Source organism: Streptomyces sp. A2-16 (assembly GCF_018128905.1).
In the GTDB taxonomy this organism is placed as follows: Bacteria; Actinomycetota; Actinomycetes; order Streptomycetales; family Streptomycetaceae; genus Streptomyces.
Genome location: NZ_CP063808.1, coordinates 7301952 through 7328679, shown reverse-complemented (window position 1 = coordinate 7328679; position 26728 = coordinate 7301952). Strand labels below are relative to the sequence as shown.

General features: G+C 71.1%; 23 protein-coding genes. 11 read left to right on the top strand and 12 right to left on the bottom strand.

Features of this window, described 5'->3' with window-relative positions; all coding sequences use genetic code 11:
- The first annotated feature begins 163 nt into the window (after positions 1-163).
- From IOD14_RS32960 to IOD14_RS32950, 3 genes are all read left to right on the top strand, one after another.
- Positions 164-1165 (top strand): TerC/Alx family metal homeostasis membrane protein, encoded by a 1002-nt coding sequence (locus tag IOD14_RS32960; protein WP_212672257.1) that lies wholly within the window; start codon positions 164-166, stop codon positions 1163-1165.
- Between the two features lie 131 nt (positions 1166-1296).
- Complete coding sequence (locus IOD14_RS32955) at positions 1297-1599, top strand: hypothetical protein (RefSeq protein ID WP_123988459.1); 303 nt, start codon at positions 1297-1299, stop codon at positions 1597-1599.
- Positions 1600-1644: 45 nt separating this feature from the next.
- Complete coding sequence (locus IOD14_RS32950; protein WP_212672256.1) at positions 1645-2745, top strand: ionic transporter y4hA; 1101 nt, start codon at positions 1645-1647, stop codon at positions 2743-2745.
- On the opposite strand, the gene IOD14_RS32945 is transcribed toward IOD14_RS32950, so the two are convergent.
- Complete coding sequence (locus IOD14_RS32945) at positions 2735-4021, bottom strand: MFS transporter (protein ID WP_212672255.1); 1287 nt, start codon at positions 4019-4021, stop codon at positions 2735-2737. The genes IOD14_RS32950 and IOD14_RS32945 overlap by 11 nt on opposite strands.
- A 75-nt stretch (positions 4022-4096) precedes the next feature.
- Positions 4097-5143: a S66 peptidase family protein gene (locus IOD14_RS32940; RefSeq protein ID WP_123988456.1), complete on the bottom strand. Its 1047-nt coding sequence runs from the start codon at positions 5141-5143 to the stop codon at positions 4097-4099.
- Positions 5144-5228: 85 nt separating this feature from the next.
- Between IOD14_RS32940 and aroQ the strand changes: the two genes are divergently transcribed.
- Positions 5229-5702: a type II 3-dehydroquinate dehydratase gene (aroQ, locus tag IOD14_RS32935; protein WP_123988455.1), complete on the top strand. Its 474-nt coding sequence runs from the start codon at positions 5229-5231 to the stop codon at positions 5700-5702.
- Between the two features lie 44 nt (positions 5703-5746).
- On the opposite strand, the gene IOD14_RS32930 is transcribed toward aroQ, so the two are convergent.
- The 5 genes from IOD14_RS32930 to IOD14_RS32910 all read right to left on the bottom strand — a co-directional run bounded on the left by IOD14_RS32930 (position 5747) and on the right by IOD14_RS32910 (position 9975).
- Complete coding sequence (locus IOD14_RS32930) at positions 5747-6505, bottom strand: amino acid ABC transporter ATP-binding protein (RefSeq protein WP_280843655.1); 759 nt, start codon at positions 6503-6505, stop codon at positions 5747-5749.
- Complete coding sequence (locus IOD14_RS32925) at positions 6502-7392, bottom strand: amino acid ABC transporter permease (protein ID WP_123988454.1); 891 nt, start codon at positions 7390-7392, stop codon at positions 6502-6504. Before IOD14_RS32925 ends, IOD14_RS32930 begins: the two co-directional genes overlap by 4 nt.
- A complete protein-coding gene (locus tag IOD14_RS32920; protein ID WP_212672254.1) occupies positions 7389-8273 on the bottom strand; it encodes an ABC transporter substrate-binding protein in 885 nt (294 codons plus the stop codon). Before IOD14_RS32920 ends, IOD14_RS32925 begins: the two co-directional genes overlap by 4 nt.
- A gap of 348 nt (positions 8274-8621) precedes the next feature.
- Positions 8622-9278 carry an MBL fold metallo-hydrolase gene (locus tag IOD14_RS32915; protein ID WP_123988452.1) on the bottom strand — a complete coding sequence of 219 codons (657 nt, stop codon included), beginning with the start codon at positions 9276-9278 and terminating at the stop codon, positions 8622-8624.
- A gap of 10 nt (positions 9279-9288) precedes the next feature.
- Positions 9289-9975 (bottom strand): maleylpyruvate isomerase family mycothiol-dependent enzyme, encoded by a 687-nt coding sequence (locus tag IOD14_RS32910; protein ID WP_212672253.1) that lies wholly within the window; start codon positions 9973-9975, stop codon positions 9289-9291.
- 229 nt (positions 9976-10204) lie between these two features.
- Between IOD14_RS32910 and uvrA the strand changes: the two genes are divergently transcribed.
- Positions 10205-13243, top strand: coding sequence for an excinuclease ABC subunit UvrA (uvrA, locus tag IOD14_RS32905; RefSeq protein ID WP_123988450.1), 3039 nt, complete (start codon positions 10205-10207; stop codon positions 13241-13243).
- Positions 13244-13373: 130 nt separating this feature from the next.
- Here the strand turns inward: uvrA and IOD14_RS32900 are convergent, their stop codons facing one another.
- From IOD14_RS32900 to IOD14_RS32885, 4 genes are all read right to left on the bottom strand, one after another.
- Positions 13374-14285: a carbohydrate kinase gene (locus IOD14_RS32900; protein ID WP_212672252.1), complete on the bottom strand. Its 912-nt coding sequence runs from the start codon at positions 14283-14285 to the stop codon at positions 13374-13376.
- Positions 14282-15457 carry a LacI family DNA-binding transcriptional regulator gene (locus tag IOD14_RS32895; RefSeq protein WP_212672251.1) on the bottom strand — a complete coding sequence of 392 codons (1176 nt, stop codon included), beginning with the start codon at positions 15455-15457 and terminating at the stop codon, positions 14282-14284. The genes IOD14_RS32900 and IOD14_RS32895 overlap by 4 nt, the downstream gene beginning before the upstream one ends.
- 109 nt (positions 15458-15566) lie before the next feature.
- Positions 15567-16544, bottom strand: coding sequence for a hypothetical protein (locus IOD14_RS32890; protein WP_212672250.1), 978 nt, complete (start codon positions 16542-16544; stop codon positions 15567-15569).
- A 211-nt stretch (positions 16545-16755) separates the two neighbouring features.
- Entirely contained in the window at positions 16756-17130 is a 375-nt protein-coding gene (locus IOD14_RS32885; protein ID WP_123988446.1) for a response regulator, read from the bottom strand.
- 460 nt (positions 17131-17590) lie between these two features.
- On the opposite strand from IOD14_RS32885, the gene IOD14_RS32880 reads away from it, so the two are divergent.
- Complete coding sequence (locus tag IOD14_RS32880) at positions 17591-20332, top strand: PAS domain S-box protein (protein WP_212672249.1); 2742 nt, start codon at positions 17591-17593, stop codon at positions 20330-20332.
- Positions 20333-20461: 129 nt separating this feature from the next.
- Here the strand turns inward: IOD14_RS32880 and IOD14_RS32875 are convergent, their stop codons facing one another.
- On the bottom strand, positions 20462-20620 hold the full coding sequence (locus IOD14_RS32875; protein WP_212672248.1) for a hypothetical protein: 159 nt from the start codon (positions 20618-20620) through the stop codon (positions 20462-20464).
- A gap of 249 nt (positions 20621-20869) precedes the next feature.
- Between IOD14_RS32875 and IOD14_RS32870 the strand changes: the two genes are divergently transcribed.
- The 5 genes from IOD14_RS32870 (at position 20870) to whiA (ending at position 26685) form a co-directional block, all read left to right on the top strand.
- Positions 20870-21544, top strand: coding sequence for a response regulator transcription factor (locus IOD14_RS32870; RefSeq protein ID WP_212672247.1), 675 nt, complete (start codon positions 20870-20872; stop codon positions 21542-21544).
- An 86-nt stretch (positions 21545-21630) separates the two neighbouring features.
- A complete protein-coding gene (gene uvrC, locus IOD14_RS32865) occupies positions 21631-23685 on the top strand; it encodes an excinuclease ABC subunit UvrC (protein WP_212672246.1) in 2055 nt (684 codons plus the stop codon).
- Positions 23682-24641 carry an RNase adapter RapZ gene (gene rapZ / locus IOD14_RS32860; RefSeq protein ID WP_123988442.1) on the top strand — a complete coding sequence of 320 codons (960 nt, stop codon included), beginning with the start codon at positions 23682-23684 and terminating at the stop codon, positions 24639-24641. Before uvrC ends, rapZ begins: the two co-directional genes overlap by 4 nt.
- Complete coding sequence (yvcK, locus tag IOD14_RS32855) at positions 24638-25705, top strand: uridine diphosphate-N-acetylglucosamine-binding protein YvcK (RefSeq protein ID WP_123988441.1); 1068 nt, start codon at positions 24638-24640, stop codon at positions 25703-25705. The genes rapZ and yvcK overlap by 4 nt, the downstream gene beginning before the upstream one ends.
- Entirely contained in the window at positions 25696-26685 is a 990-nt protein-coding gene (gene whiA, locus IOD14_RS32850; RefSeq protein WP_020120074.1) for a DNA-binding protein WhiA, read from the top strand. The genes yvcK and whiA overlap by 10 nt, the downstream gene beginning before the upstream one ends.
- The last annotated feature ends 43 nt before the right edge of the window (positions 26686-26728 follow it).

Below are 26728 nucleotides of genomic sequence, written 5' to 3'. Positions count from 1 at the left end.
GGGTACGGTTGGTGGCACGGAGGGGAGTACTCCCTGTCGACTGCGGCGTACCCGTCAATACGGATCAGGCCTGATCCCGGGGCGCCGGCCCACCGTGGGTGGAAGAGACCTCCGGCAGCGCGACGACGCTGGTTACTTGCCGTTACGTATTGCCGGAGGAACTGTGGATGTTTCCGTGACCCTGTGGGTCCTGACGATCGTGGGCCTCGCCGCCCTCATCGCGGTCGACTTCTTCATCGGCCGCAAGCCGCACGACGTGTCCATCAAGGAAGCGGGCATCTGGACGGTCGTCTGGATCGCCCTGGCCGGCCTCTTCGGGCTCGGTCTGTTCGTCTTCGGCGGCGGCCAGGCCGGCGGAGAGTTCTTCGCGGGCTTCATCACCGAGAAGTCCCTGAGCGTGGACAACCTCTTCGTCTTCGTCCTGATCATGGCGAAGTTCGCGGTGCCCTCGCAGTACCAGCAGCGGGTGCTTCTCGTCGGTGTCCTCATAGCCCTGGTGCTGCGCGCGATCTTCATCGCCGCCGGCGCCGCGATCATCGCCAGCTTCGCCTGGGTGTTCTACATCTTCGGCGCCTTCCTCATCTGGACCGCCTGGAAGCTCATCCAGGAGGCACGCGCGGACGAGGAGGACGAGGAGTTCGAGGAGAACAAGCTGCTGAAGGCCGCCGAGCGCAGGTTCGGCGTGGCGGACCGCTACCACGGCACCAAGCTGTGGATCGTGGAGAACGGCAAGCGGGTCATGACCCCGATGCTCGTCGTGATGCTCGCGATCGGCTCCACCGACGTGCTCTTCGCGCTCGACTCGATCCCCGCGATCTTCGGCCTGACCCAGGACCCGTACATCGTCTTCACCGCCAACGCGTTCGCCCTGATGGGCCTGCGCCAGCTGTACTTCCTCATCGGTGGCCTGCTGAAGAAGCTGGTCCACCTCAGCTACGGCCTGTCGATCATCCTGGGCTTCATCGGCGTCAAGCTGGTGCTGCACGCCCTGCACGAGTCGGGGGTGCACGTCCCCGAGATCAGCATTCCGGTCTCGCTCGGTGTGATCTGCTCGGTCCTGATCGTCACCACGATCACCAGCCTGATGGCCTCCAGGAAGCAGGCGGCGGCCGAGGCGGCGCAGGCGAAGAGCGAGGGCGCTCCGAAGGACAGCATCGAGGCCTGACCACGGCCGACGTAGAAAGAACCACCACCGGGAGCGGTGCGCGGCGAATTGCCGGGTATCGCTCCCGGTGCTTGTTTGGTTCCAGTGTGCGTTCCCCGGCCCGGGGGCGCCGTGGCCGGCTGGAGACACCCATGAAGTTCGCGCAGATCATCGGCTTCGAGACCGAGCGCCTGGAGGAGATGCAGCAGGTGCTGCGGGAGGCGGAGCAGCGCAGTGCGGGCCGGACGGGCGGCCCGACCCACCGCATGCTCCTGAAGGACCGGGACAAGCCCAACCACTACCTCGCGGTGATCGAGTTCGAGTCGTACGACGAGGCCATGCGCAACAGCGACGACCCCGAGACGAGCAAACTCGCGGAGCAGCTCGGAGCCTTGAGCATCGGCGAGCGCGTCTACATCAACTGCGACGTCCTGGAATCGGGCGAGCTCAAGTAGCCCAGGGGGCGTGCGGGGCCTGAGTGCCTCTGCGAGTATCGCTGCATGATTGCTCGGCTCCGCCCGCTCACCGTGAGCTGGACGTCCGTCGTGCCGGTGCTCGCGGTCGTCCTGCTGGTGTTCACCTGGGGCCGCGATCTGCCCGGAGCGGTCGTGGTCATCGTGACCCTGGTCCTCGCCGGGGCCGTGCTGGCCGCCGTGCACCACGCCGAGGTGGTCGCCCACCGGGTCGGGGAGCCGTTCGGCTCGCTCGTCCTTGCCGTCGCCGTCACGATCATCGAGGTGGCCCTGATCGTCACCCTGATGGCGGACGGCGGCGACAAGAGTTCCACGCTGGCCAGGGACACGGTCTTCGCGGCCGTGATGATCACCTGCAACGGCATCGTCGGCATCAGCCTCCTGGTGGCCTCACTGCGCCACGGCACCGCGGTCTTCAACCCCGAGGGCACCGGCGCCGCCCTCGCCACGGTCGCCACCCTGGCCACGCTGAGCCTGGTGCTGCCGACGTTCACGACGAGCAAGCCGGGCCCGGAGTTCTCCACCACCCAGCTGACCTTCGCCGCGGTGTCCTCGCTGATTCTGTACGGCCTGTTCGTGGCGACCCAGACCGTACGGCACCGCGACTACTTCCTCCCGATCACCCGCCAGGGGGAGGTGATCACGGCTGACGACCACGCCGACATCCCCACCGCCCGCGCCGCGCTGGTCAGTCTGAGCCTGCTGGGCCTCGCCCTGATCGGGGTGGTCGGCCTGGCCAAGGGCGTCTCACCGACCATCGAGTCCGGGGTGGCCAAGGCCGGTCTTCCTCATGCCGTCGTCGGTGTGATCATCGCCCTGCTGGTGCTTCTCCCCGAGACCATCGCCGCCCTGCGCTCCGCGCGCCGCGACCGCGTGCAGACCAGTCTCAACCTCGCCCTCGGCTCGGCCATGGCCAGCATCGGCCTGACCATCCCCGCCGTCGCACTGGCCTCCGTCTGGCTCTCCGGGCCGCTCGTCCTCGGCCTCGGCTCCACCCACATGGTGCTGCTGGCCCTCACGGTGGTGGTCAGCTCCCTGACCGTGGTCCCCGGCCGGGCCACACCGCTGCAGGGCGGCGTACATCTCGTGTTGTTCGCGGCCTATCTGGAGCTGGCGATCAACCCGTAACGGACCCGTCCGCAGCCGGCTCCGCCACCGTCACGGGCACTGGACGCGTCTCCGGCAGCAACGCGAAGCACCCGAGGCTGAGCAGCGCGATCCCGGTCAGATACGCGCCCACGCCCCAGGGCACCCGCCCGCCGTGCTCCACCAGCGCCGTCGCCACGATCGGGGTGAGCGCGCCCCCGATCACCCCGCCGAGGTTGTAGCCGACAGCGGCCCCGGTGCAGCGCACCCGCGGCTCGTACAGCTCCGGCAGATACGCGGCGATCACCGCGAACATCGTGATGAACGCGATCATCGCCCCCAGGAAGCCGAGGAACATCCACAGCGGCTCCCCGGTGGCCAGCAACGCCACCATCGGGAACATCCACAGCGCGGCCGCCGTGCATCCCGCGAGACACAGCGGCCGCCGCCCGTACCGGTCCCCGAGCAGCGCGGCCACCGGTGTGAGCGAGCCCTTCACCAGCACCGCGGCCATGATGCAGGTCAGCATGACGGTACGGCTCACCCCGAGCCGCTCCGTCCCGTAGGCGAGGGACCACGTCGTCACGGCGTAGAAGATCGCGTACCCGACCGCGAGCGCACCGGCCGTCAGCAGGACGAGCCGCCCATGGTCGCGGACCACCTCGGCGAGCGGCACGCGCGCGTGGTCGTCGATCTCCAGGAACCCGGGGCTCTCCGGAAGGGAGGAGCGCAGCCACAGCCCCACCGCCGCCAGCACCCCGGCCGCCCAGAACGGCACCCGCCAGCCCCACGCGGCGAACTGCGCCTCGGACAGCGTGGCCGACAGCGCCAGCACCACGCCGTTGGCGAGCAGGAAGCCCAGCGCGGGTCCCACCTGCGGGAAGCTCGTCCACAGCCCACGCCGTTCGGCGGGCGCGTGCTCCGCGGTCAGCAGCACGGCCCCGCCCCACTCCCCGCCGAGCCCCAGGCCCTGCAGGAAGCGCAGCACCAGGAGCAGCAGCGGGGCGGCCGCACCGATCGCGTCGTACGTCGGCACACAGCCGACCGCGACCGTGGCGACGCCGGTCAGCAGCAGCGAGGCCACGAGGACCGGACGCCGCCCGTGCCGGTCCCCGATGTGCCCGAACAGCACCGACCCGAGCGGCCGCGCGACGAACCCCACGCCGAAGGTCCCGAAGGCGGCCAGCGTCCCCACGACGGGCGAGAAGCTCGGGAAGAACAGCGGCCCCAGGATCAGTGCCGCGGCCGTTCCGTAGACGAAGAAGTCGTAGAACTCGATGGCCGTCCCGGCGAGCGAGGCGGCCGCGAGCCGCGGCATGGAAGGCGCCCTTACGGTGCGTACGTCGTGCATGCCGCGTCAACCACCCGCGGTGACCAAGGGTTACGGGCGTGGTCAGTACGTGACGGTGATGCGCCGGGCGGGACCGTCGACGCGGACGAGACCGCCGTAGGGGATGACGAGTTGTGGATCGGTGTGGCCGTAGTCCACGTCGAAGACGATGGTCGTGTTGGGCGCATACACGCGCATGACCCGCAGTACGGCCTCGCGCTGGTCGGCGGCGTAACGATCCGCCTGCTCCGGGCTGTTGGGGTGCTCGAAGGACCAGGTCTTGGGGCGGCCCATCAGCAGCGCGGAGAAGCGTTCCAGCAGCCCGCGCTCGCCCATGTTGCGCAGGGTGCGGAAGACCTCGACATCGCTCGGCATCTCCTCCGAGGTCTCCAGGAGCAGCACCCCTCCGTCGTACACGCTCAGGTCGCGCGCGATCTCGCGGTCGGCCATCAGCAGCCAGCCCAGGATCTCCAGACAGCCGCCCCAGGCGCGGCCCTCCACCACCCGGTCGGCGTTCACCCAGGTCCAGCCGTTGCCGGGACGGGTGTCCGGCTCCGTCTCGAAGGTGGCGGGGTCCGCCCAGTCACGGTCGACGTCCCGCACCCGGGCGGCGGGCGCGAGTTCGTAGGCGCCGGAGGTGAACAGGGCGGCCCGCAGGGAGTCTGCGGTCAGGGAGCTCATGGCCACCGGGCGCCCGAGCGCGGTCATCACGGTGGCGCCGTGGTAGCTCACGATGCCGGTGCTGTACAGGTACGCGAGCAGGTTGGTGTTGTCGCTCATCCCGAAGAACGGCTTCGGGTTCGCCCGGATCAACTCCCGGTCCAGGAACGGCAGAACGGTGATCTGATCGTCACCCCCGATGGACGCCATGACCACCTTGACGTCCGGGTCGGCGAAGGCCGCGTGGATGTCGGCGGCGCGTTCCTGCGGCGTCGAGCCCATCTTCCGGGTCGCCGGATACTCGACCGGCTCCAGCCCGTACTCCTTGCGCAGCCGCTCCAGCCCGAGCTCGAAGGGGCGCGGGAAGAGCCCCGGCAGGCCGGCGCCGGGGGAGATGACGGCGATGCGGTCGCCGGGTACGGGCTTGGAGGGGTACGAGAGCGTGGTCATGCCGGGAGGGTACGGGCGGCACCGCGCGCGGCGCACCGTGATAAACCGGGGACGAGCAGCCCACCCGTACCGGACCGGAGGAACCGTGCCCCGCACCCTGGCCAACGCCCCGATCATGATCCTCAACGGCCCCAACCTGAACCTGCTCGGTCAGCGGCAGCCGGAGATCTACGGCAAGGACACCCTCGCCGACGTCGAGGCCCTGTGCGCCAAGGCGGCCGCCGCGCACGGCGGCACCGTGGACTTCCGGCAGTCCAACCACGAGGGCGAACTGGTCGACTGGATCCACGAGGCGAGGCTCCATCACTGCGGGATCGTCATCAACCCCGGTGCCTACTCGCACACATCGGTCGCGATCCTGGACGCGCTCAACACCTGTGACGGGCTGCCGGTCCTGGAGGTGCACATCTCCAACATCCACCAGCGCGAGTCCTTCCGGCACCACTCCTACGTCTCGCTGCGCGCGGACGGGGTCATCGCCGGCTGCGGGGTGCAGGGATACGTGTTCGGGGTGGAGCGGGTCGCGGCGCTGGCGGGGCCGGCCCGGGCCGAGGCGTAGGGCAGTAAGTGGCGCCCGCCATGGCGGGCGCCACTTACAGCTGCTTACAGCCGCCCCGCCTCCACGATCCGCTTCAGGAAGCGCTGTGTGCGCTCGTGCTGCGGAGCGCCGAAGACCTGCTCGGCGCTCCCGCGCTCGAGGACCACACCCGAGTCCAGAAAGCAGACCTGGTCGGCGACCTCCCGCGCGAAGCCCATCTCGTGCGTGGCCAGCATCATGGTCATCCCGTCGCCCTTGAGGTCACGCACGACGTTCAGGACCTCGCCCACCAGCTCGGGGTCCAGGGCCGCGGTGATCTCGTCGAGCAGCAGCAGCCGGGGCCGTACGGCGAGGGCTCGCACGATCGCGACCCGCTGCTGCTGACCGCCGCTGAGCCGGTCCGGGTACTCGTCCGCCTTCCCGCCGAGCCCGAGCCGCTCCAGGAGCCCGCGGGCGTGCTCCTCGGCCTCCGCGCGGGCCACCTGGTGCACCCGGCGCGGTGCCAGCGTGATGTTCTCCAGCACCGTCATGTGCGGAAAGAGGTTGTACGCCTGGAAGACCACGCCGATACGGCGCCGTACCGCGTCCTGGTCGACGCGCGGATCGGTGATCTCCTCGCCGTCCAGCCAGATGGCGCCGTCGTCGATCTCCTCCAGGAGGTTGGCGCAGCGCAGCAGTGTCGACTTGCCGGACCCGGACGCACCGATCAGCGCGGTCACGGTGTGCGGGGCGACCTCCAGATCGACGTCCCGCAGCACGACCGAGTCGCCGAACGTCTTGCGGACGGACTCCATCCGCAGCACCGGTCCGTCTGCGTCGCTCATGCGATTCCTCCCTGGGCCCGCCGGCGGTCCATCCGTGCCGTCACCCAGTCCGTGAAGCGGGTCATCGGGATGGTCAGCGCCACGAAGACCAGGCCCGCGACGATGTACGGCGTGTAGTTGAGGCTCCGGCCGACGATGATGTCGGCGGCCCGTACGGCGTCGATCGCGCCCCCGATCGACACCAGACCGGTGTCCTTCTGGAGCGACACCAGGTCGTTCAGCAGGGGCGGCACCTGGCGGCGCACCGCCTGCGGCAGCACCACGTACCGCAGCGCCTGCCGGTTGGAGAGCCCGAGCGAGCGGGCCGCGGCACGCTGCGAGGGGTGCACGGACTCGATGCCCGCGCGGAACACCTCGGCCACGTACGCCGAATACGTCAGCGTGAGCGCCGTGCCGCCCAGCCACACCGGGTCGACCGTCACGCCCTGGAGCCGCAGGGCCGGCACACCCAGGACGACGATCATGAGGTTGATGATGAGCGGCAGGCCGCGGAAGAAGTCCGTGTAGGCGGCGGCCAGGACGCGCAGCGGGAAGAACACCGGGCCGCGCAGCGTGCGGGCGATGGCGATCAGCATGCCGAGCAGCAGCACGGCGACACCGCAGATCAGCAGCAGCCGGACGTTCAGCCACAGCCCTTCGAGGACCTTGGGAAACGCCTCGCGCGCGTACTGCCCGTTGAAGAACGTCTCCTTGGTGCGCGGCCAGCCGGGCGCGTTGACGACGACCAGGTAGAGGACGATGCCGGTGACCAGGGTCGAGACGGCGGCGATGGCCGTCGCGCGGCGGGTGCGGGCGCGCTTGAGGCGCTCCCGCTCGATCCGCCGCTGCGACGGCGTGTAGGAGTCGCCCGCGTCTTCCTGGCCGGCCTCGTCCTTCGTCAGCGTCACTTGAGGACCGGGGCGTCGACGGCGTCGGACAGCCACTGCTGCTCCAACTTGCCGAGGGTGCCGTCCTTGCGCAGGGCGTCCACGGCGGCCGTCACGCAGGAGGTGAGCGCACTGCCCTTGTCGAGCACGAGCCCGAACTGCTCCGGCGTGCCGCCCTGGTTCTCGAACTGCCCGACGATGGTGCCGTCCGTCACCTCCGCCGCGGTGATGTAGAAGGCGGTCGGCAGGTCGACGACGATGGCGTCCACCTGCTTGTTCTCCAGGGCGGACTTCGCCTGGTCGTTCTTGGCGTACGCGGCGGCCTCCTGCGTCGGCTTCACCACGTCCTGGATGTAGTTCAGGCTCGTCGTGCCGACCTGGGCGCCGAGCTTGAGGCCCTTCAGGTCCGCGATGCTCTTCGCCTTGGCGGCCTTGGTGCCCTTGAGAGCGATGACGGCCTGGCGCACGTCGTAGTAGCCGGAGGAGAAGTCCACGGCCTTCTTGCGCTCGGCGCTGATCGACACCTGGTTGATGTCGAAGTCGAAGGTCTTCTCCCCGGGTGCGAAGGCCTTGTTGAAGGGGACGCTCTGCCAGACGACCGCGCTCCTGTCGTACCCGAGCTGCTTTGCCACGGCGTAGGCGACGGCCGACTCGAAGCCCTTGCCGTTCGCGGGCTTGTCGTCCTTGAACCACGGCTCGTACGCCGGCTCGTCGGTCGCGATCGTCAGCTTGCCGGCGGTCTCGGTGGCCAACTTGCCCTTGGCACAGGTGGTTCCGGTCGACCCCGAGGCCTTGGCGCTCGCGTCCTCGTCGGGCTGCGGAGCGCAGCCGACGGCGGTGGCGAGCAGGGCTATGGATGCCGCGGCGACAGCGCGGCGCAGGGCGCGTGGGGCAGGGTGCATGGCGGGAGAGTGACAGTCCACTGTCCCGTTTGTCGAGGTCACGGCGGCAATCGTCCGCATATTGGGAACGGGTGTTGCGGTCGTGTGAACAGTTTTCGGACAGGTTGCCGGGGCCGCCGGTCGAGGGCGGGGAAATGAAGACCGGCGGCCCGTACCGCGCAGGAGCCGTCATCCTGTGCGGGGCTGCTCCCAGTTGACTGCGCAACCATGTGCGCCGGGAGCGCGTGCGTGACTCCGGCGTGTGTGAAGGCTTCACACGGGGCGCGTGCGAAGGGGTGCGCGCCGGGCGTACGTCTTTCCGTGCGCCCGCCGTACGCCGTTCTCACGCCCCTCCGCACACCGCGGAGTTCACCAGCCCCGAGCGCGCCACTCCGGCAGCTGCGGCCGCTCCGCGCCCAGCGTCGTGTCGTTCCCGTGGCCCGGGTACACCCAGGTCTCGTCGGGCAGCGCGTCGAAGATCTTCGTCTCGACGTCGTGGATCAGGCTGGCGAACGCCTCGGGGTCCTTGCGGGTGTTGCCGACGCCTCCCGGGAACAGGCAGTCCCCGGTGAACACATGAGGGTGTCCGTGCGGGTCGTCGTAGACGAGGGCGATCGAGCCGGGCGTGTGACCGACCAGGTGGCGGGCGGTCAGCTCGACGTGGCCGACGCGGATGACATCTCCGTCGTCGACCGGGACGTCGGTGGGCACGGGGATGCCGTCGGCGTCGTCCCGGCCGGCGTACGTACGCGCGTGCGTGGCCGCGACCACCGCGGCGAGCGCCTGCCAGTGGTCGCCGTGCTGGTGCGTGGTGACGACGGAGGCGATGCCGTCGTCACCGATCATGCCCAGCAGGGTGTCCGCCTCGTTGGCGGCGTCGATCAGCAGTTGCTCGTCGGTGGCCCGGCAGCGCAGCAGATAGGCGTTGTTGTCCATCGGGCCGACCGCGATCTTGGTGATCATCAGGTCCTTGAGCTCGTGCACGTCGGCGGGCCCGCCGACCGTCACCTGTCCGCTGTACGTCATGACCGCCAGCCTATAGCGGGGGCAGCGCGGGGAGAGTGCCGCCGTGGACCGTCAGTGCCGAGCCGTCGCGGCGGCCGGCGAGCCAGCCGAGCAGGTCGGCCGGGCGGCCGCTGACGACGAGGGAGGGATCCCCGTCGCCGCCCGTCCTGATTCCGGGGCCCGCGTCCTGCTCGATCAGAAGTGCGGGGACGTCGGGATGGCCCCGGAAGCGTTCCGCCAGGAAGTCGATCTCGCGCTCCAGGAACTCCTCGGGCAGGTCCTCCAGGTCGTACCCGATCCCGAGGTCCACGTGATGGAGCTCCACCTCGACCCACCGGCGGAACGGCACCCGGGACGCCGAGTCGGTGACCCCGTTGCGCAGCTCGACGGTGCGTGACCAGTCGGCCGGTGCCGCACCCTCCTCCTGGAAGCGGGCGGCGCTGTCGCGGAGGTCGGCGAGCTGGACGTCGAGGGGCCGCGGGGCGTCGCGCTCGATGTCGGCGTCGCGCGCTTCCCCGGAGGGATACATCGGCCGTCCCCGCAGCACGTTCACGAGGGCGTCGGCGTTGCGGGCGAGGTGCGCGAGGACATGGCCGCGGCTCCAGCCCGGCAGCCGTGACGACTCGGTCACGGACGCGTTGTCCATCTTGGCGGCTGCGGTCAGCAGCCGCTCGGTCGCACCACGTACAGACTCCAGGTCATGAGCGTGATCAATCATGGTGCTGACCCTAGTCCCGCCACACCTTTGGGTGAAGGTGGTGAAGCAGTGCCGTAAATCGAAAGCACGTGCTATATGGTCGGGCGTGGCGTCGGGCATGCTGGATGGCCGGGGATTGTTATGCCTCCGGGGAATCCGACCGGCGTTGTCAGTGGCTCCCCCTAGTCTGAGAAATGACGGGGGCCCCGCCCCTGTCACTCCTCTCAAGCCAAGAAAGGTGCGGACCGGCGTGGCCGACCGTCTCATCGTCCGTGGCGCGCGCGAGCACAACCTGAAGAACGTCTCGCTCGACCTGCCTCGCGACTCGCTCATCGTCTTCACGGGCCTGTCCGGGTCGGGCAAGTCCTCCCTGGCCTTCGACACCATCTTCGCCGAGGGCCAGCGGCGCTACGTGGAGTCGCTCTCCTCGTACGCCCGCCAGTTCCTCGGCCAGATGGACAAGCCCGACGTCGACTTCATCGAGGGCCTCTCGCCCGCGGTCTCCATCGACCAGAAGTCGACCTCGCGCAACCCGCGCTCGACGGTCGGCACCATCACCGAGGTCTACGACTACCTGCGTCTGCTCTTCGCGCGCATCGGCAAGCCGCACTGCCCGGAGTGCGGCCGCCCGATCTCGCGCCAGTCGCCGCAGGCCATCGTCGACAAGGTCCTGGAGCTGCCGGAGGGGAGCCGCTTCCAGGTGCTCTCGCCGCTCGTGCGCGAGCGCAAGGGAGAGTTCGTCGATCTCTTCGCCGATCTCCAGACCAAGGGTTACAGCCGTGCGCGCGTGGACGGCGAGACCATCCAGCTCTCCAACCCGCCCACGCTGAAGAAGCAGGAGAAGCACACCATCGAGGTGGTCATCGACCGCCTCACGGTGAAGGAGTCCGCCAAGCGCCGTCTCACCGACTCGGTGGAGACCGCCCTCGGCCTCGCCGGCGGCATGGTCGTGCTCGACTTCGTCGACCTCCCCGAGGACGACCCCGAGCGCGAGCGGATGTTCTCGGAGCACCTGTACTGCACGTACGACGACCTGTCCTTCGAGGAGCTGGAGCCCCGTTCCTTCTCCTTCAACTCGCCTTTCGGCGCCTGCCCCGACTGCTCCGGCATCGGCACGCGCATGGAGGTCGACCCCGAGCTGATCGTCCCGGACGAGGACAAGTCCCTCGACGAGGGCGCCATCCACCCGTGGTCGCACGGCCACACCAAGGACTACTTCGGGCGTCTGATCGGCGCCCTCGCCGACGCGCTCGGGTTCCGGACGGACATCCCCTTCGCCGGGCTGCCGCAGCGCGCGAAGAAGGCCCTCCTGTACGGCCACAAGACGCAGATCGAGGTCCGCTACCGCAACCGGTACGGCCGCGAGCGGGTCTACACGACCCCCTTCGAAGGGGCCGTCCCCTTCGTCAAGCGCCGGCACAGCGAGTCCGAGTCGGACGCCAGCCGTGAGCGCTTCGAGGGCTACATGCGCGAGGTGCCCTGTCCCACCTGTGAGGGCACCCGTCTCAAGCCGCTCGTCCTCGCGGTCACCGTCATGGGCAAGTCGATCGCCGAGGTCTCCGGCATGTCCATCAGCGACTGCGCGGACTTCCTGGGCGAGCTCAAGCTCAGCGCCCGCGACAAGAAGATCGCCGAGCGGGTGCTGAAGGAGGTCAACGAACGGCTGAAGTTCCTGGTCGACGTCGGTCTCGACTACCTCTCGCTGAACCGCGCGGCCGGCACCCTCTCCGGCGGCGAGGCCCAGCGCATCCGCCTGGCCACCCAGATCGGCTCGGGACTCGTCGGCGTCCTCTACGTCCTCGACGAGCCGTCCATCGGTCTGCACCAGCGCGACAACCACCGGCTGATCGAGACCCTGGTCCGGCTCCGCGACATGGGCAACACGCTCATCGTCGTCGAGCACGACGAGGACACCATCAAGGTCGCCGACTGGATCGTCGACATCGGCCCCGGCGCGGGTGAGCACGGGGGCAAGGTCGTGCACAGCGGCTCCCTGAAGGAACTGCTCGCCAACGAGGAGTCGCAGACCGGCCAGTACCTGTCGGGCCGGAAGGCCATCCCGCTGCCCGACATCCGCCGCCCGCTCGACCCGTCCCGGCAGCTCACGGTGCACGGGGCCCGCGAGAACAACCTCCAGGACATCGACGTGTCCTTCCCGCTGGGTGTGTTCACCGCGGTCACCGGTGTCTCGGGCTCCGGCAAGTCGACCCTGGTCAACGACATCCTGTACACCCACCTGGCGCGCGAGCTCAACGGCGCGAGGAGTGTCCCGGGCCGACACACGCGCGTGGACGGCGACGACCTCGTCGACAAGGTCGTGCATGTCGACCAGTCGCCGATCGGCCGCACCCCGCGCTCGAACCCGGCGACGTACACCGGCGTCTTCGACCACGTCCGCAAGCTGTTCGCCGAGACCACCGAGGCGAAGGTCCGCGGCTACATGCCCGGCCGCTTCTCCTTCAACGTCAAGGGCGGCCGCTGCGAGAACTGCGCGGGCGACGGCACCATCAAGATCGAGATGAACTTCCTTCCGGACGTCTACGTCCCGTGCGAGGTCTGCCACGGCGCCCGCTACAACCGGGAGACCCTGGAGGTCCACTACAAGGGCAAGTCCATCGCCGAGGTCCTGAACATGCCGATCGAGGAGGCCACGGACTTCTTCGACGCCGTCCCCGCGATCGCCCGTCACCTCAATACCCTCAAGGACGTCGGTCTCGGCTACGTCCGTCTCGGCCAGGCCGCGACCACCCTGTCCGGCGGTGAGGCCCAGCGGGTGAAGCTCGCCAGCGAGCTCCAGAAGCGGTCCACCGGCCGTACGGTCTACGTCCTGGACGAGCCGACCACCGGTCTGCACTTCGAGGACATCAGCAAGCTGCTGAAGGTCCTGTCCGGACTGGTCGACAAGGGCAACACCGTCATCGTCATCGAGCACAACCTCGATGTGATCAAGACGGCCGACTGGGTCGTCGACATGGGCCCCGAGGGCGGCGCGGGCGGCGGACTCGTGGTCGCCGAGGGCACCCCGGAGGAGGTCGCCGGAGTCCCGGCCAGCCACACCGGCAAGTTCCTGAGGGAGATCCTCGGCGCCGACCGGATCAGCGACGGGACCTCGGTGAAGGCCCCGCGCAAGGCACCGGCCAGGAAGACGGCCGCGGCGAAGAAGACGGTCGCCGCCGGGTCGGCGGCCAAGAAGACGGCGACGGCCAGGACCACGGCGGCCAAGAAGGCGGCCGGAGCCGATGGGAAGGCCACGCCCGCCAAGAAGACGACCCGGGCCCGCAAGGCCTGAGACACGGGCCCGCCGGCCCGGACACATCAGGAACACACGAAGCAGCGGTGCCGCGGAGACTTCCCGCGGCACCGCTGCTTCGTCATGGCACAGGCACCGGGACCGGCACTGTCACCGCTCTCCTCGACACCTACAGCTCACCCAGTTCCGACGCATACGGCGGCTGCGCCCCCGCGCGTGAGCACGTGATCGCCGCCGCGCGGGCCGCGAACCGCAGCAGCCGGGTCCAGTCCTCGACGCCAAGGCCGGCGAGCGCGTCCGGGGACAGCGCGTCCAGGGTGGCCAGGCCGTGCAGCAGGGCCGCGTTCACCGTGTCGCCGGCGCCGATCGTGTCCACGACGTCGACCTTCTCGCCCGGCACCGGGAGCACCGCCCCGTCCCGGGTGAACACGGTCAGCCCGTCACCGCCATGGGTGATCACCACGGCCGAGGGTCCCGAGGCCAGCCACTCGCGCGGGGTGCCGCCTAGCCACAGCGCGTCCTCCTCGGAGAGCTTGAGCAGGGACACCGACGGCAGCCAGCTCTTGAACCGGGCCCGGTAGGCGTCCGCGTCGGGGATCAGCCCGGCCCGGATGTTCGGGTCGAGCGCCGTGAACACGCCCTGCGCGGCAGCGGTCCGCAGCAGCTCCTCGTACGCGCTCGCCCCCGGTTCCAGGACGAGCGAACAGGTGCCGAAGGACACCGCGCGCGTGCCGGACGGGAGCGCGGCGGGAGCCGTGAACAGACGGTCGGCGGTGCCGTCGACGTAGAAGGAGTAGGCGGCCGAGCCGTCGGTGTCGATCGTGGCGACGGCGAGCGTGGTGGGTTCCGGCCCGCGCTGCACGGCGGACACCTCCACTCCCGCCTCCCGCAGCCCGTCGAGCAGCGCCTCGCCGAAGGCGTCGAGCGAGGTGCGGGAACAGAAGGCGGTGGGGGAGCCGAGTCGCCCGAGGGCCACGGCGGTGTTGTAGGGGCCGCCGCCGAGTGCCGGCTTGAGCACCGCGAGGGCACCTGGGCCCTGCGGTACCAGATCGATCAGGGCCTCACCGGCGACGACGATCACGAGACGGTTCCTTTCGACTGCGAGGGCTGCGAGGGCTGCGAGGGCTGCGAGGGCTGCGCGGGCTGCGTGAGCCGGGAGGGCTGCGTGGGCTGGGCGCGATGTGACGGTTGCGAGGGCTCGGACCGCCGCGCGGGACGGCCGTGCTCCTGCGCCCCGGTCTCCGCACACCCGCACGACGTCCGGTGGACGAACGCGCAGTCCAGGCGCACGGTCCGGGCCGGTCGGTCCGGCGCCTCGAGGCGTTCCAGGAGCACCCGGACCGCCTGGGCGCCGATCTCTCTGCTGGGCTGGGCGATCGCGGTGAGCCGGGGCGAGAACAGGTCGGCCCAGGCGAAGTCGTCGAAGCAGCACAGGGCGAGGTCGTCCGGCACCGAAAGACCGCGCTCGCGCAGGGCGCGCAGGGTTCCGATGGTCATCGCGTTGTTGGCGGTGACGAGGGCGGTGGGCGGGGCGGCGAGGGAGAGCAGGGCGGCGGTCGCGCGCTCGGCTCCGGCCGACTCGGAGTCGCCGTGGGCGACGAGGTGATCGTCGTAGGGGAGACCGGCGGCCGTCAGGCCCTGTCGGTATCCGGAGATCCGTTCGGCGGTGGTGCTGAGCCCTGGCAGGCCGGCCACCAGCCCGATGCGCCGGTGGCCGAGTCCGGCGAGATGGGTGACCAGCCCGGCCGTCGGCCCGGTGTTCTCGGCGCAGACCTGGTCGAAGCGCTGCGGGCCGTCCTCGGGGACGGCGACCACCCGGTCGAGGAACACGGTCGGGACCTCGTGGCGCCCGAGGTAGGAGACGAGCTCGCGCGGATCCGCCGAGGGCGCGACGATCATGCCGTCCACGCGTCTCTCGTGCAGCAGCTGGACGACCTTGCGCTCGTGGTCGGGGTCGTCGTGCGGATCGGCGATGAGCAGGCTGTAGCCGTGTTCCAGAGCGCTCGCCTCGACGCCCTGGAGGATCTCCGTGAAGTACGGGTTGCTGATCGCCGACACCGCGAGCCCGATGGAGCGGGTGCGGGAGGTGACCAGGGAGCGGGCCAGGGTGTTGGGGGTGTAGCCGAGTTCGTCGACGGCGTCCAGCACGGCCTGGCGGGTGTGGGGCAGGACAGGTCGGGTCCCGTTGAGGACGTGCGAGACGGTCGCCACGGACACCCCGGCGCTGCGTGCCACGTCGGCCATGGTCGGCATCGGATCCCCTCCCGGAGCAGTGCCCACGGGGCACCGGAACGGTGGCCCTCGGCCCGGAAGGTATCCCATCCAGCGGCGCACGTAAACGCTTGCGCAAGCGTTTACGCGGTCACCGGTCCGTCGGCACCGCCCGCTGCTCCCAGTCCCACCCGATCCCCACCACCCCCGTCCGCACCCGCGGCTCGACCAGGTGCACCGAGTGGTGGTGGCCGGTGAGGGCCAGTTCCTGGCGGCCGCTGCGGGGCGCGGCGGGGGAGTGCTGGGCGAAGCGGTGGCAGCGCAGCGGCAGGGCGTTCTCGTCGAAGCGGACCTGGAGCGCGTACTGCCCGCCTGGTGAGCCGAAGCCCCGGACGTACTCGCGCGACACCCCGGCCGTGCCGTCCTCGACGCGGTAGCGGAACAGGAAGGTGTCACCCGCCCGCAGCCGGGCGTCGAGAAGCAGCTCGGCCACGAGCACCCCGGTGTCGTGGTGCGAACGCACGCGTCCCGTACGGCAGTTCTCCAGGGCGTGCACGCTCATGCGCTCCGGCGCGCACCCCGGGTCGCCGTGGTGGACGGCGATGTACCGGTCGACGCCCTCGCGGTGGGCGCGCACGATGTGGTGCGACTCGCGGCTGCGCAGCTCGCGGCGCGCCCCGATGTCTATCCGCTCGTGGTGGCCGAGGGTGTGCAGCCCGTCGTCGCGCGGCGAGTCCAGCTCGGCGAGGAGCTGTTCGAGGACGTCCGAGGCCGCGAGGAGGGAGCGGTAGGAACGGGTCGCGGGCCGCTCGGCGGCCGAGCGGCCCTCGTCCTCGGCGAGCAGCCGGATCAGCGACTCCTCCGGCAGCTGGAGGATCTCCTCCAGTGCCCGTACGGCCCGCAGCGACTCGGGACGCTGCGGGCGCCGGGCGCCCTGCTGCCAGTAACTCAGGCTGGTGACGCCGACCTTGACCCCGAAGCGCGACAGATGGTGCTGGACGCGCTGGAGCGGCAGCCCCCGGGCGGCGATCGCGGCGCGCAGCGCGACGTGGAAGGGGCCGCCGCGCAGGGCCGAGTCCAGTTCCGCGTCGGCGAAGGTCGCGACGTCCGCGTGCTGTGCGTGCGGCATGCAGGGGCCTTTCTGTACAGGTCCGGGCGGCTGGTCAGGCCGTTCGTGAGGGTGCCCCGGGGCCGTCCGTGGCAGTGCCGGGGGAGGCTTCACATCCGTACGCCGTCGTTCCCGGTCCCGAGTTCCCCCGCATTGAAGCGTGTTGACCAAGTCCCGACAACACCTGCCGCCGAACGGCGGCATACTCCCGGCCGGTTGCCGACCCGCCCGATCAGGTGGCGGGGGCGTCCCCGTCGCCGCCCAGCAACTCCCTGATGGCCCGCGCCGACAGCGCCGACTTGGTCAGGAACCCGCGCGCCGGGCTGTCGGCGATGAGTTCCTCGAAGTCCTCCAGCGCGTGCGTGGAGATCAGGACGATGGCGCAGGAAGCTCTGCGGGCCAGTTCCGCCGCCACGTCGAAGCCGCTCTCGCCGTCGAGATCGAGATCGACCAGCACGAGGTCAGGGGTCAGCTCCGCGGCCCGTACCAGGGCCTCGGCACCCGACAGTGCGACGCCGACGACCGGTATCCCGTCGCGTTCCAGCAGGCGTCGCGCGGCCTCCAGGAACCGGATGCTGTCATCGACGAGAAGACAGCGCATGGACATGCGGACAGGGTCCCAACCAGCCGGGGATCGCGCCTTCCGGCTACCCGGAAAGAGTCGCGGTGGTTTGCTTCCCGGCACCGGGAACGTGCCCAAGTCCTGTGCCGGATCGGCCGGTGCCCCCTCACCCGGCGCAGCGCGAGGTCAGCCAACGGCGCGATCCCGGCCCCGCACTGCGCGGTCGCGCTCTCGCCGGAGTACGCCGAGGGCGGTGCCGGGCGCCTGTTCATCGAGCAGCTGGCGGACGGCGTGGGCCTGGCCGCGGACGCCCGCGTATCCGGCGATCACGGAGGCGTTCTCCCGTGGACTGCGGGGGAGTTCGCGGGCATGCTGAAGGGGCCGGGCGGGGCCGGATCGACCGTTCCCCGCGCGGACGCATGAACGTGGCCTCCACAAAGGGGTGTCTCGCATGACGGAACCCAACGGCACCACCCACAGAATCGGCAGCGCCTGAGGCACTGCCATGCGCCGCTCACCTCTCGGACGAAGGCCCCGGACCCCGCATCGCGTCCCGCTTCTCGCGCGGCTGCGCGTCCGCCGGAAACTGATGCTGCTGGTCCTGCTGCCGGTGACCGGGCTGCTGGTCCTCACCGCGTTCAGCTCTGTGGCCCAGTGGCGGGAGGCGCGGACCCTGCGCGACTTCCACACCGCGACCGGAGTGTCGTTCGCGGCGACCGAGGTCGCCGGCGCCGTCGCACGCGAGAGGCTCGCCGCCGTCAAGGCCAGGCTGCGCCCCGGGCCCGCCACGCGCGCGGAACGGACCGAGGCCGAACGGGCCACCGACCGGGTCCTGGCGGGTGCCCTGGCCCGCGCTGCCTCATGGCCGGGCTCCGACGTCCCCGGCGACCTCGACACCCTCGGCCGTCAACTGCACTCCCTGCGCGCCCGGACGGCCACCGGCTCGCTCACCGGCCCCGACATCGCCGACCGGTACGCGCACGTCCAGGACACCCTGCTCGCCGACGTCACCGCACTCGAATCCGCCCGCCCCACCCGGGCCTCGGGCCGCGCGGCGGACGCCCACCTCGCCCTCCTGCGGGCCATCGAGGCCGCCGAACGGGAGCAGACGGAGGTCGCCGCCCTGCTCGCCGGGCCCGCCGGCCGCCCCACCGGCGCCGGACGCTGGCCCGCCCTGGAGAGCGCCCAGCTGGACGCCTTCCGCGAGAACACCTCCGCCGAGCTGCGGACCCGGCTGCACCTCATCCAGTTCCAGGACCCCGGCCGGGCCGTCCGCGAGGTCCGCGACCTGCTGGCCACCGACACCCCGGAGACTGCCCGATGGCCCTCGTACGAGCAATGGCTCGCCGACTCCGGCGCGCGCCTCGACTCCCTGCGCGCCATCCAGGACCGGGCCGCGCGCGCACTCGACGCCACGGCGGGCCACGACCGCCGCGAGGCGGAGACCCGCGCGGTGCGCGAGCCCGCCGTCTCCCTCGCCGTCCTCGCCGCCGTCACCTTCCTCGCCCTCGCGCTCAGCCGGTCCATCACCCGGCCCCTCGCCCAGGTCTCCGCGGGCGCCCGGGCACTGTCGTGCGGCGATCTCTCGTACGACATCCGGTACACGGGCCGGGACGAACTGGGCGAGGTCGCCGACACCTTCCGTGAACTGCGGGTGACCACGGAGCGGCTGGCCACCGAGATCCGCGCCATGAACACGGCGATCGACCACAACCGCCTCGAACACCGCGCCGACGAGGCCTCCTTCGAGGGCACCTGGAGCCAGCTGCTCGGCGGCATGAACGACACCATGGCCTCCTTCGCGGCGGCGCACGGGCGGCGCGAGGACGCCGAGCAGGAACTGGCGAGCATCTTCGACCTCTCCCTGGACCTGCTCTGCATCAGCGGGGTCGACGGCTACTTCAAGCGGGTCAACCCGGCCTTCGAGCGCACCCTTGGCCACCCGCGCGAGACGCTCCTGGCGAGGCCGTTCATCGAGTTCGTGCACGAGGAGGACCGGGACACCACGCGGGCAGCCCTCGCGCGGCTCGCGAGCGGTGTCGAGGTGGCCGAGTTCGAGAACCGCTACCTGCGCGCGGACGGCACCGAGTGCTGGCTGGAGTGGAGCGCCCGGCCGGTCCCGGAACAGGGCCTCGTCTACGCCACCGCCCGCGATGTCACCGAGAGCCGCCGTGCCGCGCGGGAACAGGCCGCCCTGCGCCGGGTCGCCACCCTGGTGGCCCACGGTGCCCCGCCGTCCCAGGTGTTCGCGCGGGTGGCCGAGGAGGTGGGGGGCCTGCTGGACACCACCGCGGCCGTGCTGCGGCAGGAGGCCGACGGCAGCCGGACGGTCCTCGGGACCGTGCTCGGCATCCCGGAGGAACTCGAGGAGGCCACCCGCGAGGCGCGCAGGGCAGCGGGACAGCAGGCGATGGACGAGGTGACCCGGACCCGGTGCGAGGCCCACGTCGGTCATGCCGTGGGCGCGCCCATCGTCGTCGACGACCGGCTGTGGGGCTTCGTCCTCGCGGCCTCGCCGCTGGAGGTGCTGCCCGCGGGCACCGAGTCACGGCTGGCCGACTTCACCGAACTCGCCGCCACGGCCATCGCCAACGCCGACAGCCGTGCCCAGCTGACCGCCTCACGCGCGCGCGTGGTCGCCGCCGGGGACGCCTCACGGCGGCGCATCGAGCGGGATCTGCACGACGGGGTCCAGCAGCGGCTCGTGGCCCTCCAACTGGACCTGCGGCTCGCCGAGACCCTGGTGACCGACCCGTCCTCCGAGCTCGCGGAGCAACTGGCGCACGTCGGCAAGGGGCTCGACGACGCGTTCCAGGACCTGCTCCAGGTGGCCCGGGGCATCCACCCGGCGATCCTGTCCAAGGGCGGACTGGGGCCCGCCCTGCGCTCACTGGCCCGCCGCTCCGCCGTACCCGTCGAACTCGACCTGCGGCTGCCGGCGGGGCGCCTTCCGGAGCAGCTGGAGGTGGCCGCCTACTACGTGGCCTCCGAGTGCCTGACCAATGTGGCGAAGCACGCGCACGCGCGCGTGGCGGAGGTGGTGGCGCGGATCAGGGACGGTGTCCTCGAACTGACCGTCCGCGACGACGGCGTCGGAGGCGCCGAGCCGGGGAGCGGCTCCGGCCTGATCGGGCTCATCGACCGGGTCGAGGCGATCGGCGGGAAGCTGGCCGTCTCCGGGCTGCCCGGCGAGGGCACGACCGTGGACGTGCGGCTGCCCCTGGCCGCGCCCTCGCCGGACTCGTGACCGCCCAAGGCGGACCGGTGACCGCCCGGGGCGCACGCCGGGGAGTTCGTCCAGGTGGGGGAGCCTGAACTGGGTGACGTCGCGTACGCTCCGGGCGGTCCTGTCGGACGGAGAGGCATCCGTCCGGCTCTAGAGGCGGTGGGTCCCGCCGTGCTGTGCGGCCCGCAGGCGCTTGGCGCGCACGATGTCCGGGTCCCTGGGGTCCAGGACGCCGACCGGGCCGTACGTCTCCTCCGGGTACCGGCGGGCACGGACCGGCCGCCGCTTCTCGATCCGTGTCCGCCGCATGTCCAGCACCCTTCGGCCGTGCGACCTCGCGTCCCTCGCCCGGGACGGCCGGTCGGACTGCATCTGCACTGCCTAGAGCATCGCCCGGAGATGTCCGCACGTCGTCACGGCAGGCCTCCAATTCCGCTTCCGGCTAGCCGTAACCCCATGGGTGGGGCAGGCTGTTGGGACGCAGGCAGCGGGCGGGGCCGGGGGAGCTCCGACCTTGGACGACGCGCATCGCGCGGGCCGGGCGAGGGGGCCGGGGTCATGGACGACGCAGCACAGCAGCCGGCGCGGGGGCGGGTCGTCCTCGCCGACGACGACATCCTGCTCAGGGAGGGCCTGGCCAGTCTGTGCGAGCGCGTCGGATACCAGGTCGCGGGCCAGGCCGGTGACGCGGTCCGGCTCCTGGAACTGGTCGACGAGGAGCGCCCCGAACTGGCGATCGTCGACATCAGGATGCCCCCGGACCACTCGACCGAGGGCCTCAAGGCGGCCCGCACGATCCGTGAGCGCCACCCCGACACCGGCATCCTCGTCCTGTCGGCGTTCGTCGAGGTCGAGGACGCCCTGGAGCTGCTGGCGAGCGGCCGCAAGGTCGGCTACCTCCTCAAGAGCCGGGTCACGGTCGTCGACGAGTTCATCGAGGCCCTGGAGCGCATCCACCGCGGCGGCTCGGTCGTCGACCCCTCCCTGGTGCAGGAACTGTTCTCGGCCCAGCGCCGCGACGACCCCCTCGCCCACCTGAGCGCCCGCGAGCGCGAGGTCCTCGCCCTAATGGCCGAGGGCCGCTCCAACGCGGGCATCGGCCGCCGTCTGTGGGTCACCGAGGGCACCGTCGAGAAACACGTCCGCAGCATCCTCGGCAAACTCGGCCTCACCGAGGACACCGACGACCACCGCCGGGTCCTGGCCGTTCTCACCTTCCTGGAGTCCCGCTAGGCGTCCGCTGTGGATCACCCCGGGACATGGCCGGGGTTGTCCACAGGCCGACCGGAGTGTCAGTTCCCGCCAGTAGGGTGTGAGACATGGCCGACCCCTCCAGCTACCGCCCCAAACCAGGGGAGATCCCGGACTCCCCCGGGGTGTACAGGTTCCGCGACGAGCACCGCCGGGTGATCTACGTCGGAAAGGCGAAGAGCCTGCGCCAGCGCCTGGCGAACTACTTCCAGGACCTGGCGAGCCTGCACCCCCGCACCCGCACGATGGTGACCACGGCCGCGTCCGTGGAGTGGACCGTGGTGTCCACGGAGGTCGAGGCCCTGCAGCTGGAGTACTCCTGGATCAAGGAGTTCGACCCCCGGTTCAACGTCAAGTACCGCGACGACAAGAGCTACCCGTACCTCGCGGTGACGATGAACGAGGAGTTCCCCCGTGTGCAGGTGATGCGCGGCCAGAAACGCAAGGGCGTGCGGTACTTCGGGCCGTACGGGCACGCGTGGGCGATCCGCGACACCGTGGATCTCCTGCTGCGCGTCTTCCCCGTCCGCACCTGCTCCGCCGGCGTCTTCAAGAACGCCGCCCGCACCGGCCGCCCCTGCCTCCTCGGCTACATCGGCAAGTGCTCGGCGCCCTGTGTCGACCGCGTCTCCGCCGAGGAACACCGCGACCTGGCCGAGGACTTCTGCGACTTCATGGCCGGCCGCACCGGCACCTACATCCGCCGTCTCGAGCAGCAGATGACGGACGCGGCCGAGGAGATGGAGTACGAGCGGGCGGCCCGCCTGCGCGACGACATAGGGGCCCTGAAGAAGGCCATGGAGAAGAGCGCGGTCGTGCTCGCCGACGCGACCGACGCCGACCTGATCGCGGTCGCCGAGGACGAGCTGGAGGCCGCCGTCCAGATCTTCCACGTCCGCGGCGGACGCGTGCGCGGACAGCGCGGCTGGGTCACCGACAAGGTCGAGGAGATCACCACCGGCGCCCTCGTCGAGCACGCCCTCCAGCAGCTCTACGGCGAGGAGAAGGGCGACTCGGTCCCCAAGGAGGTCCTCGTCCCGGCCCTGCCCGAGCCGGTCGAGCCCGTCCAGGAGTGGCTCGCCGGACGCCGCGGCTCGGGTGTCTCCCTGCGCATCCCGCAGCGCGGCGACAAGAAGGCCCTCATGGAGACCGTGCAGCGCAACGCCCTCCAGGCGCTCGCCCTGCACAAGACCAAGCGCGCCTCCGACCTGACCACGCGCTCGCGTGCCCTGGAGGAGATCGCCGAGGCCCTCGACCTGGACAGTGCCCCGCTCCGCATCGAGTGCTACGACATCTCCCACCTCCAGGGCGACGACGTGGTCGCGTCCATGGTCGTCTTCGAGGACGGCCTCCAGCGCAAGAGCGAGTACCGCCGCTTCCAGATCAAGGGCTTCGCAGGTCAGGACGACGTCCGTTCCATGCACGAGGTGATCTCCCGCCGCTTCCGGCGCTATCTCGCCGAGAAGGAGAAGACGGGGGAGTGGGTGGAGGACCTCCCCGAGGAGGGCGCCCCCGAGAACGGCCTGAAGGACGAGGACGGCCGCCCCAAGAAGTTCGCCTACCCGCCCCAGCTCGTCGTCGTCGACGGCGGACAGCCCCAGGTCGCCGCCGCCAAGAAGGCGCTGGACGAGCTCGGCATCGACGACATCGCCGTCTGTGGCCTCGCCAAGCGCCTGGAGGAGGTCTGGCTGCCGGACGAGGACGACCCGGTCGTGCTGCCCCGCACCAGCGAAGGCCTGTACCTTCTGCAGCGGGTCCGTGACGAGGCCCACCGCTTCGCGATCACCTACCAGCGCACCAAGCGGGCCCAGCGCTTCCGGTCGAGCCCGCTCGACGACGTCCCCGGACTCGGGGACACGCGCAAGCAGGCCCTGCTGAAACATTTCGGGTCCTTGAAGAAACTACGATCCGCCACCATCGACCAGATCTGCGAGGTCCCCGGCATAGGCCGCAAGACGGCCGAGACGATCGCCGTGGCCCTCGCCCAGGCGGCCCCGGCCGCGCCCGCCGTCAACACGGCGACTGGAGAGATCATGGATGAGGAGGAACCCGGCACCACGGGTTCCGGTGGGGATCCCGTGACGGCGGGCGCCCCGGACGAACGACGGGGGCAGGAGACATGAATGTGAACGAGCACGAAGAACAACAGGACCAGAGCGGAGACGACGCACAGGTGAGTACGGGCACGACCCTCGACGCGGGCGGAGTCCCGGAGGCGGCCATCCCCGAGCTGGTGATCATCTCCGGCATGTCCGGCGCCGGCCGTTCCACCGCCGCGAAGTGTCTGGAGGACCTCGGCTGGTTCGTCGTCGACAACCTCCCGCCGGCGCTGATCCCCACCATGGTGGAGCTCGGCGCCCGATCCCAGGGCAACGTCGCCCGGATCGCGGTGGTCGTCGACGTCCGCGGCCGGCGCTTCTTCGACAACCTCCGCGAGTCCCTCGCCGACCTGGAGGCCAAGCACGTCACCCGGCGGATCGTCTTCCTGGAGTCCTCCGACGAGGCCCTGGTGCGCCGCTTCGAGTCCGTGCGCCGCCCGCACCCCCTCCAGGGCGACGGCCGCATCGTCGACGGCATCGACGCCGAGCGCGAGCTCCTGCGCGAGCTGCGCGGCGACGCCGACCTGGTCATCGACACCTCCAGCCTCAACGTCCACGAGCTGCGCGCCAAGATGGACGCCCAGTTCGCCGGCGAGGAGGAGCCCGAGCTCCGCGCCACCGTCATGTCCTTCGGCTTCAAGTACGGCCTGCCGGTCGACGCCGACCTGGTCGCGGACATGCGGTTCCTGCCCAACCCGCACTGGGTCCCGGAGCTGCGCCCCTTCACCGGCCTCAACGAGGAGGTGTCGGCGTACGTCTTCAATCAGCCCGGCGCCAAGGAGTTCCTCGACCGCTACGCCGAGCTGCTGCGCCTGATCGCGGCCGGCTACCGCCGCGAGGGCAAGCGGTACGTGACCATCGCCATCGGCTGCACCGGCGGCAAGCACCGCTCGGTCGCCACCTCGGAGAAGCTCGCCGCCCGGCTCGCGGCCGAGGGTGTGGAGACGGTGGTCGTGCACCGGGACATGGGACGGGAATGACCGCACGCAGTCCCCGGCTGAGCAGGCTGCGCCGGGCCGTCCCAGAGGGGCGGGCGGCCCGACCCGTCGAGGCCCGGGGTGCCAGGCCCCGCCGGCGCGGCGCCCAGCCCAAGGTGGTCGCGCTCGGCGGCGGCATGGGCCTGTCCGCCTCGCTCGCCGCCCTGCGCCGGATCACCGGCGACCTCACCGCCGTCGTCACCGTGGCCGACGACGGCGGCTCCAGCGGGCGCCTGCGCGACGAGCTGGGCGTGCTGCCGCCCGGCGACCTGCGCAAGGCGCTGGCCGCGCTGTGCGGCGACGACGAATGGGGCCAGACCTGGGCCCGGGTCATCCAGCACCGCTTCCAGTCCAAGGGCGACCTGCACGAACACGCGGTCGGCAACCTGCTGATCGTCGCCCTGTGGGAGCAGCTCGGCGACCACGTCCAGGCCCTCGACCTGGTCGGCAGGCTCCTGGGCGCGCACGGCCGTGTGCTGCCCATGTCCGCCGTACCCCTGGAGCTCCAGGCCCTGGTCAAGGGGCACGATCCGGAGCGGCCCGAGGACGTGGACACCGTACGGGGGCAGGCGACCGTGGCCCTGACCCCGGGCGAGGTGCAGTCGGTGCACGTCGTGCCGCACGACCCGCCCGCGGTCCCCGAGGCGGTCGAGGCCGTCCGGGACGCGGACTGGGTGGTCCTCGGCCCCGGCTCGTGGTTCTCCTCGGTCATCCCGCACCTGCTGGTGCCCGAACTGCTGGACGCGCTCACGCAGACGAAGGCGCGCCGGGTACTCTCCCTGAACCTCGCTCCGCAGCCGGGAGAAACCGATGGCTTCTCCCCGCAGCGTCATTTGGAGGTTTTGGGACGACACGCCCCTAAACTCGCCCTGGACGTGGTGCTGGCCGATCAGGCCGCTGTGCCCGACCGGGATTCGCTGACCGATGCCGCCAAGCGGTTCGGCGCCGCGGTCGAGCTGGCGCCGGTGGCCCGGCCCGACGGGACCCCGAGGCACGACCCGGAGCTGTTGGCCGCCGCGTACGACCGTATTTTTCGGATGCATGGAAGGATCGGCCCATGGCGATGACGGCAGCGGTGAAGGATGAGATCTCCCGGCTTCCCGTCACCCGGACCTGCTGCAGAAAGGCGGAGGTCTCCGCCATTCTGCGGTTCGCCGGCGGCCTCCACCTGGTGAGCGGGCGCATTGTGATCGAGGCGGAGCTGGACACCGCGATGGCGGCCCGCCGTCTCAAGCGGGACATTCTGGAGATCTTCGGCCACAGCTCCGAGCTGATCGTGATGGCACCGGGCGGACTGCGCCGCGGATCGCGTTACGTCGTGCGGGTCGTGGCCGGCGGTGACCAGCTGGCCCGCCAGACCGGCCTGGTCGACGGCCGTGGCCGGCCGATCCGGGGTCTGCCCCCGCAGGTCGTCTCCGGTGCCACCTGTGACGCCGAGGCCGCCTGGCGCGGGGCCTTCCTGGCGCACGGCTCGCTCACCGAACCCGGCCGCTCCTCCTCCCTGGAGGTGACCTGCCCGGGTCCGGAGGCAGCGCTCGCCCTCGTCGGCGCCGCGCGCAGGCTCTCGATCGCCGCCAAGGCGCGCGAGGTCCGCGGGGTCGACCGGGTGGTCGTGCGCGACGGCGACGCGATCGGCGCGCTGCTGACCCGCCTCGGCGCCCACGAGTCGGTGCTCGCCTGGGAGGAGCGCCGGATGCGCCGCGAGGTGCGGGCCACCGCGAACCGGCTAGCCAACTTCGACGACGCCAACCTCCGCCGCTCCGCGCGTGCGGCCGTCGCCGCCGGAGCCCGGGTCCAGCGGGCGCTGGAGATCCTCGCCGACGACGTGCCCGAGCACCTCGCCGCCGCCGGGCGCCTGCGGATGGACCACAAGCAGGCCTCCCTGGAGGAGCTGGGCGCGCTCGCCGACCCGCCGCTGACCAAGGACGCCGTGGCCGGCCGTATCCGCCGGCTGCTCGCGATGGCCGACAAGCGCGCCTCCGACCTGGGCATCCCGGGCACGGAGTCCAGCATCACCGAGGAGATGGCCGACAACCTGGTCGGCTGACGTTCCCTCACCACGCCGGTGCCGACGCCCGCTTGGGGCGCAG

Bases quoted from the DNA above. Each gene is read 5' to 3' on its own strand.
- yvcK (WP_123988441.1), top strand. From the start codon at position 24,638: ATGACCGCACGCAGTCCCCGGCTGAGCAGGCTGCGCCGGGCCGTCCCA.
- whiA (WP_020120074.1), top strand. From the start codon at position 25,696: ATGGCGATGACGGCAGCGGTGAAGGATGAGATCTCCCGGCTTCCCGTC.
- IOD14_RS32930 (WP_280843655.1), bottom strand. From the start codon at position 6,505: ATGAGCGACGCAGACGGACCGGTGCTGCGGATGGAGTCCGTCCGCAAG.
- IOD14_RS32880 (WP_212672249.1), top strand. From the start codon at position 17,591: ATGCGCCGCTCACCTCTCGGACGAAGGCCCCGGACCCCGCATCGCGTC.
- IOD14_RS32915 (WP_123988452.1), bottom strand. From the start codon at position 9,278: ATGACGTACAGCGGACAGGTGACGGTCGGCGGGCCCGCCGACGTGCAC.
- uvrC (WP_212672246.1), top strand. From the start codon at position 21,631: ATGGCCGACCCCTCCAGCTACCGCCCCAAACCAGGGGAGATCCCGGAC.
- IOD14_RS32885 (WP_123988446.1), bottom strand. From the start codon at position 17,130: ATGTCCATGCGCTGTCTTCTCGTCGATGACAGCATCCGGTTCCTGGAG.
- IOD14_RS32895 (WP_212672251.1), bottom strand. From the start codon at position 15,457: ATGCCGACCATGGCCGACGTGGCACGCAGCGCCGGGGTGTCCGTGGCG.
- IOD14_RS32890 (WP_212672250.1), bottom strand. From the start codon at position 16,544: ATGCCGCACGCACAGCACGCGGACGTCGCGACCTTCGCCGACGCGGAA.
- IOD14_RS32950 (WP_212672256.1), top strand. From the start codon at position 1,645: ATGATTGCTCGGCTCCGCCCGCTCACCGTGAGCTGGACGTCCGTCGTG.
- IOD14_RS32870 (WP_212672247.1), top strand. From the start codon at position 20,870: ATGGACGACGCAGCACAGCAGCCGGCGCGGGGGCGGGTCGTCCTCGCC.
- IOD14_RS32945 (WP_212672255.1), bottom strand. From the start codon at position 4,021: ATGCCGCGGCTCGCGGCCGCCTCGCTCGCCGGGACGGCCATCGAGTTC.
- IOD14_RS32940 (WP_123988456.1), bottom strand. From the start codon at position 5,143: ATGACCACGCTCTCGTACCCCTCCAAGCCCGTACCCGGCGACCGCATC.
- IOD14_RS32875 (WP_212672248.1), bottom strand. From the start codon at position 20,620: ATGCGGCGGACACGGATCGAGAAGCGGCGGCCGGTCCGTGCCCGCCGG.
- rapZ (WP_123988442.1), top strand. From the start codon at position 23,682: ATGAATGTGAACGAGCACGAAGAACAACAGGACCAGAGCGGAGACGAC.
- IOD14_RS32920 (WP_212672254.1), bottom strand. From the start codon at position 8,273: ATGCACCCTGCCCCACGCGCCCTGCGCCGCGCTGTCGCCGCGGCATCC.
- IOD14_RS32955 (WP_123988459.1), top strand. From the start codon at position 1,297: ATGAAGTTCGCGCAGATCATCGGCTTCGAGACCGAGCGCCTGGAGGAG.
- IOD14_RS32910 (WP_212672253.1), bottom strand. From the start codon at position 9,975: ATGATTGATCACGCTCATGACCTGGAGTCTGTACGTGGTGCGACCGAG.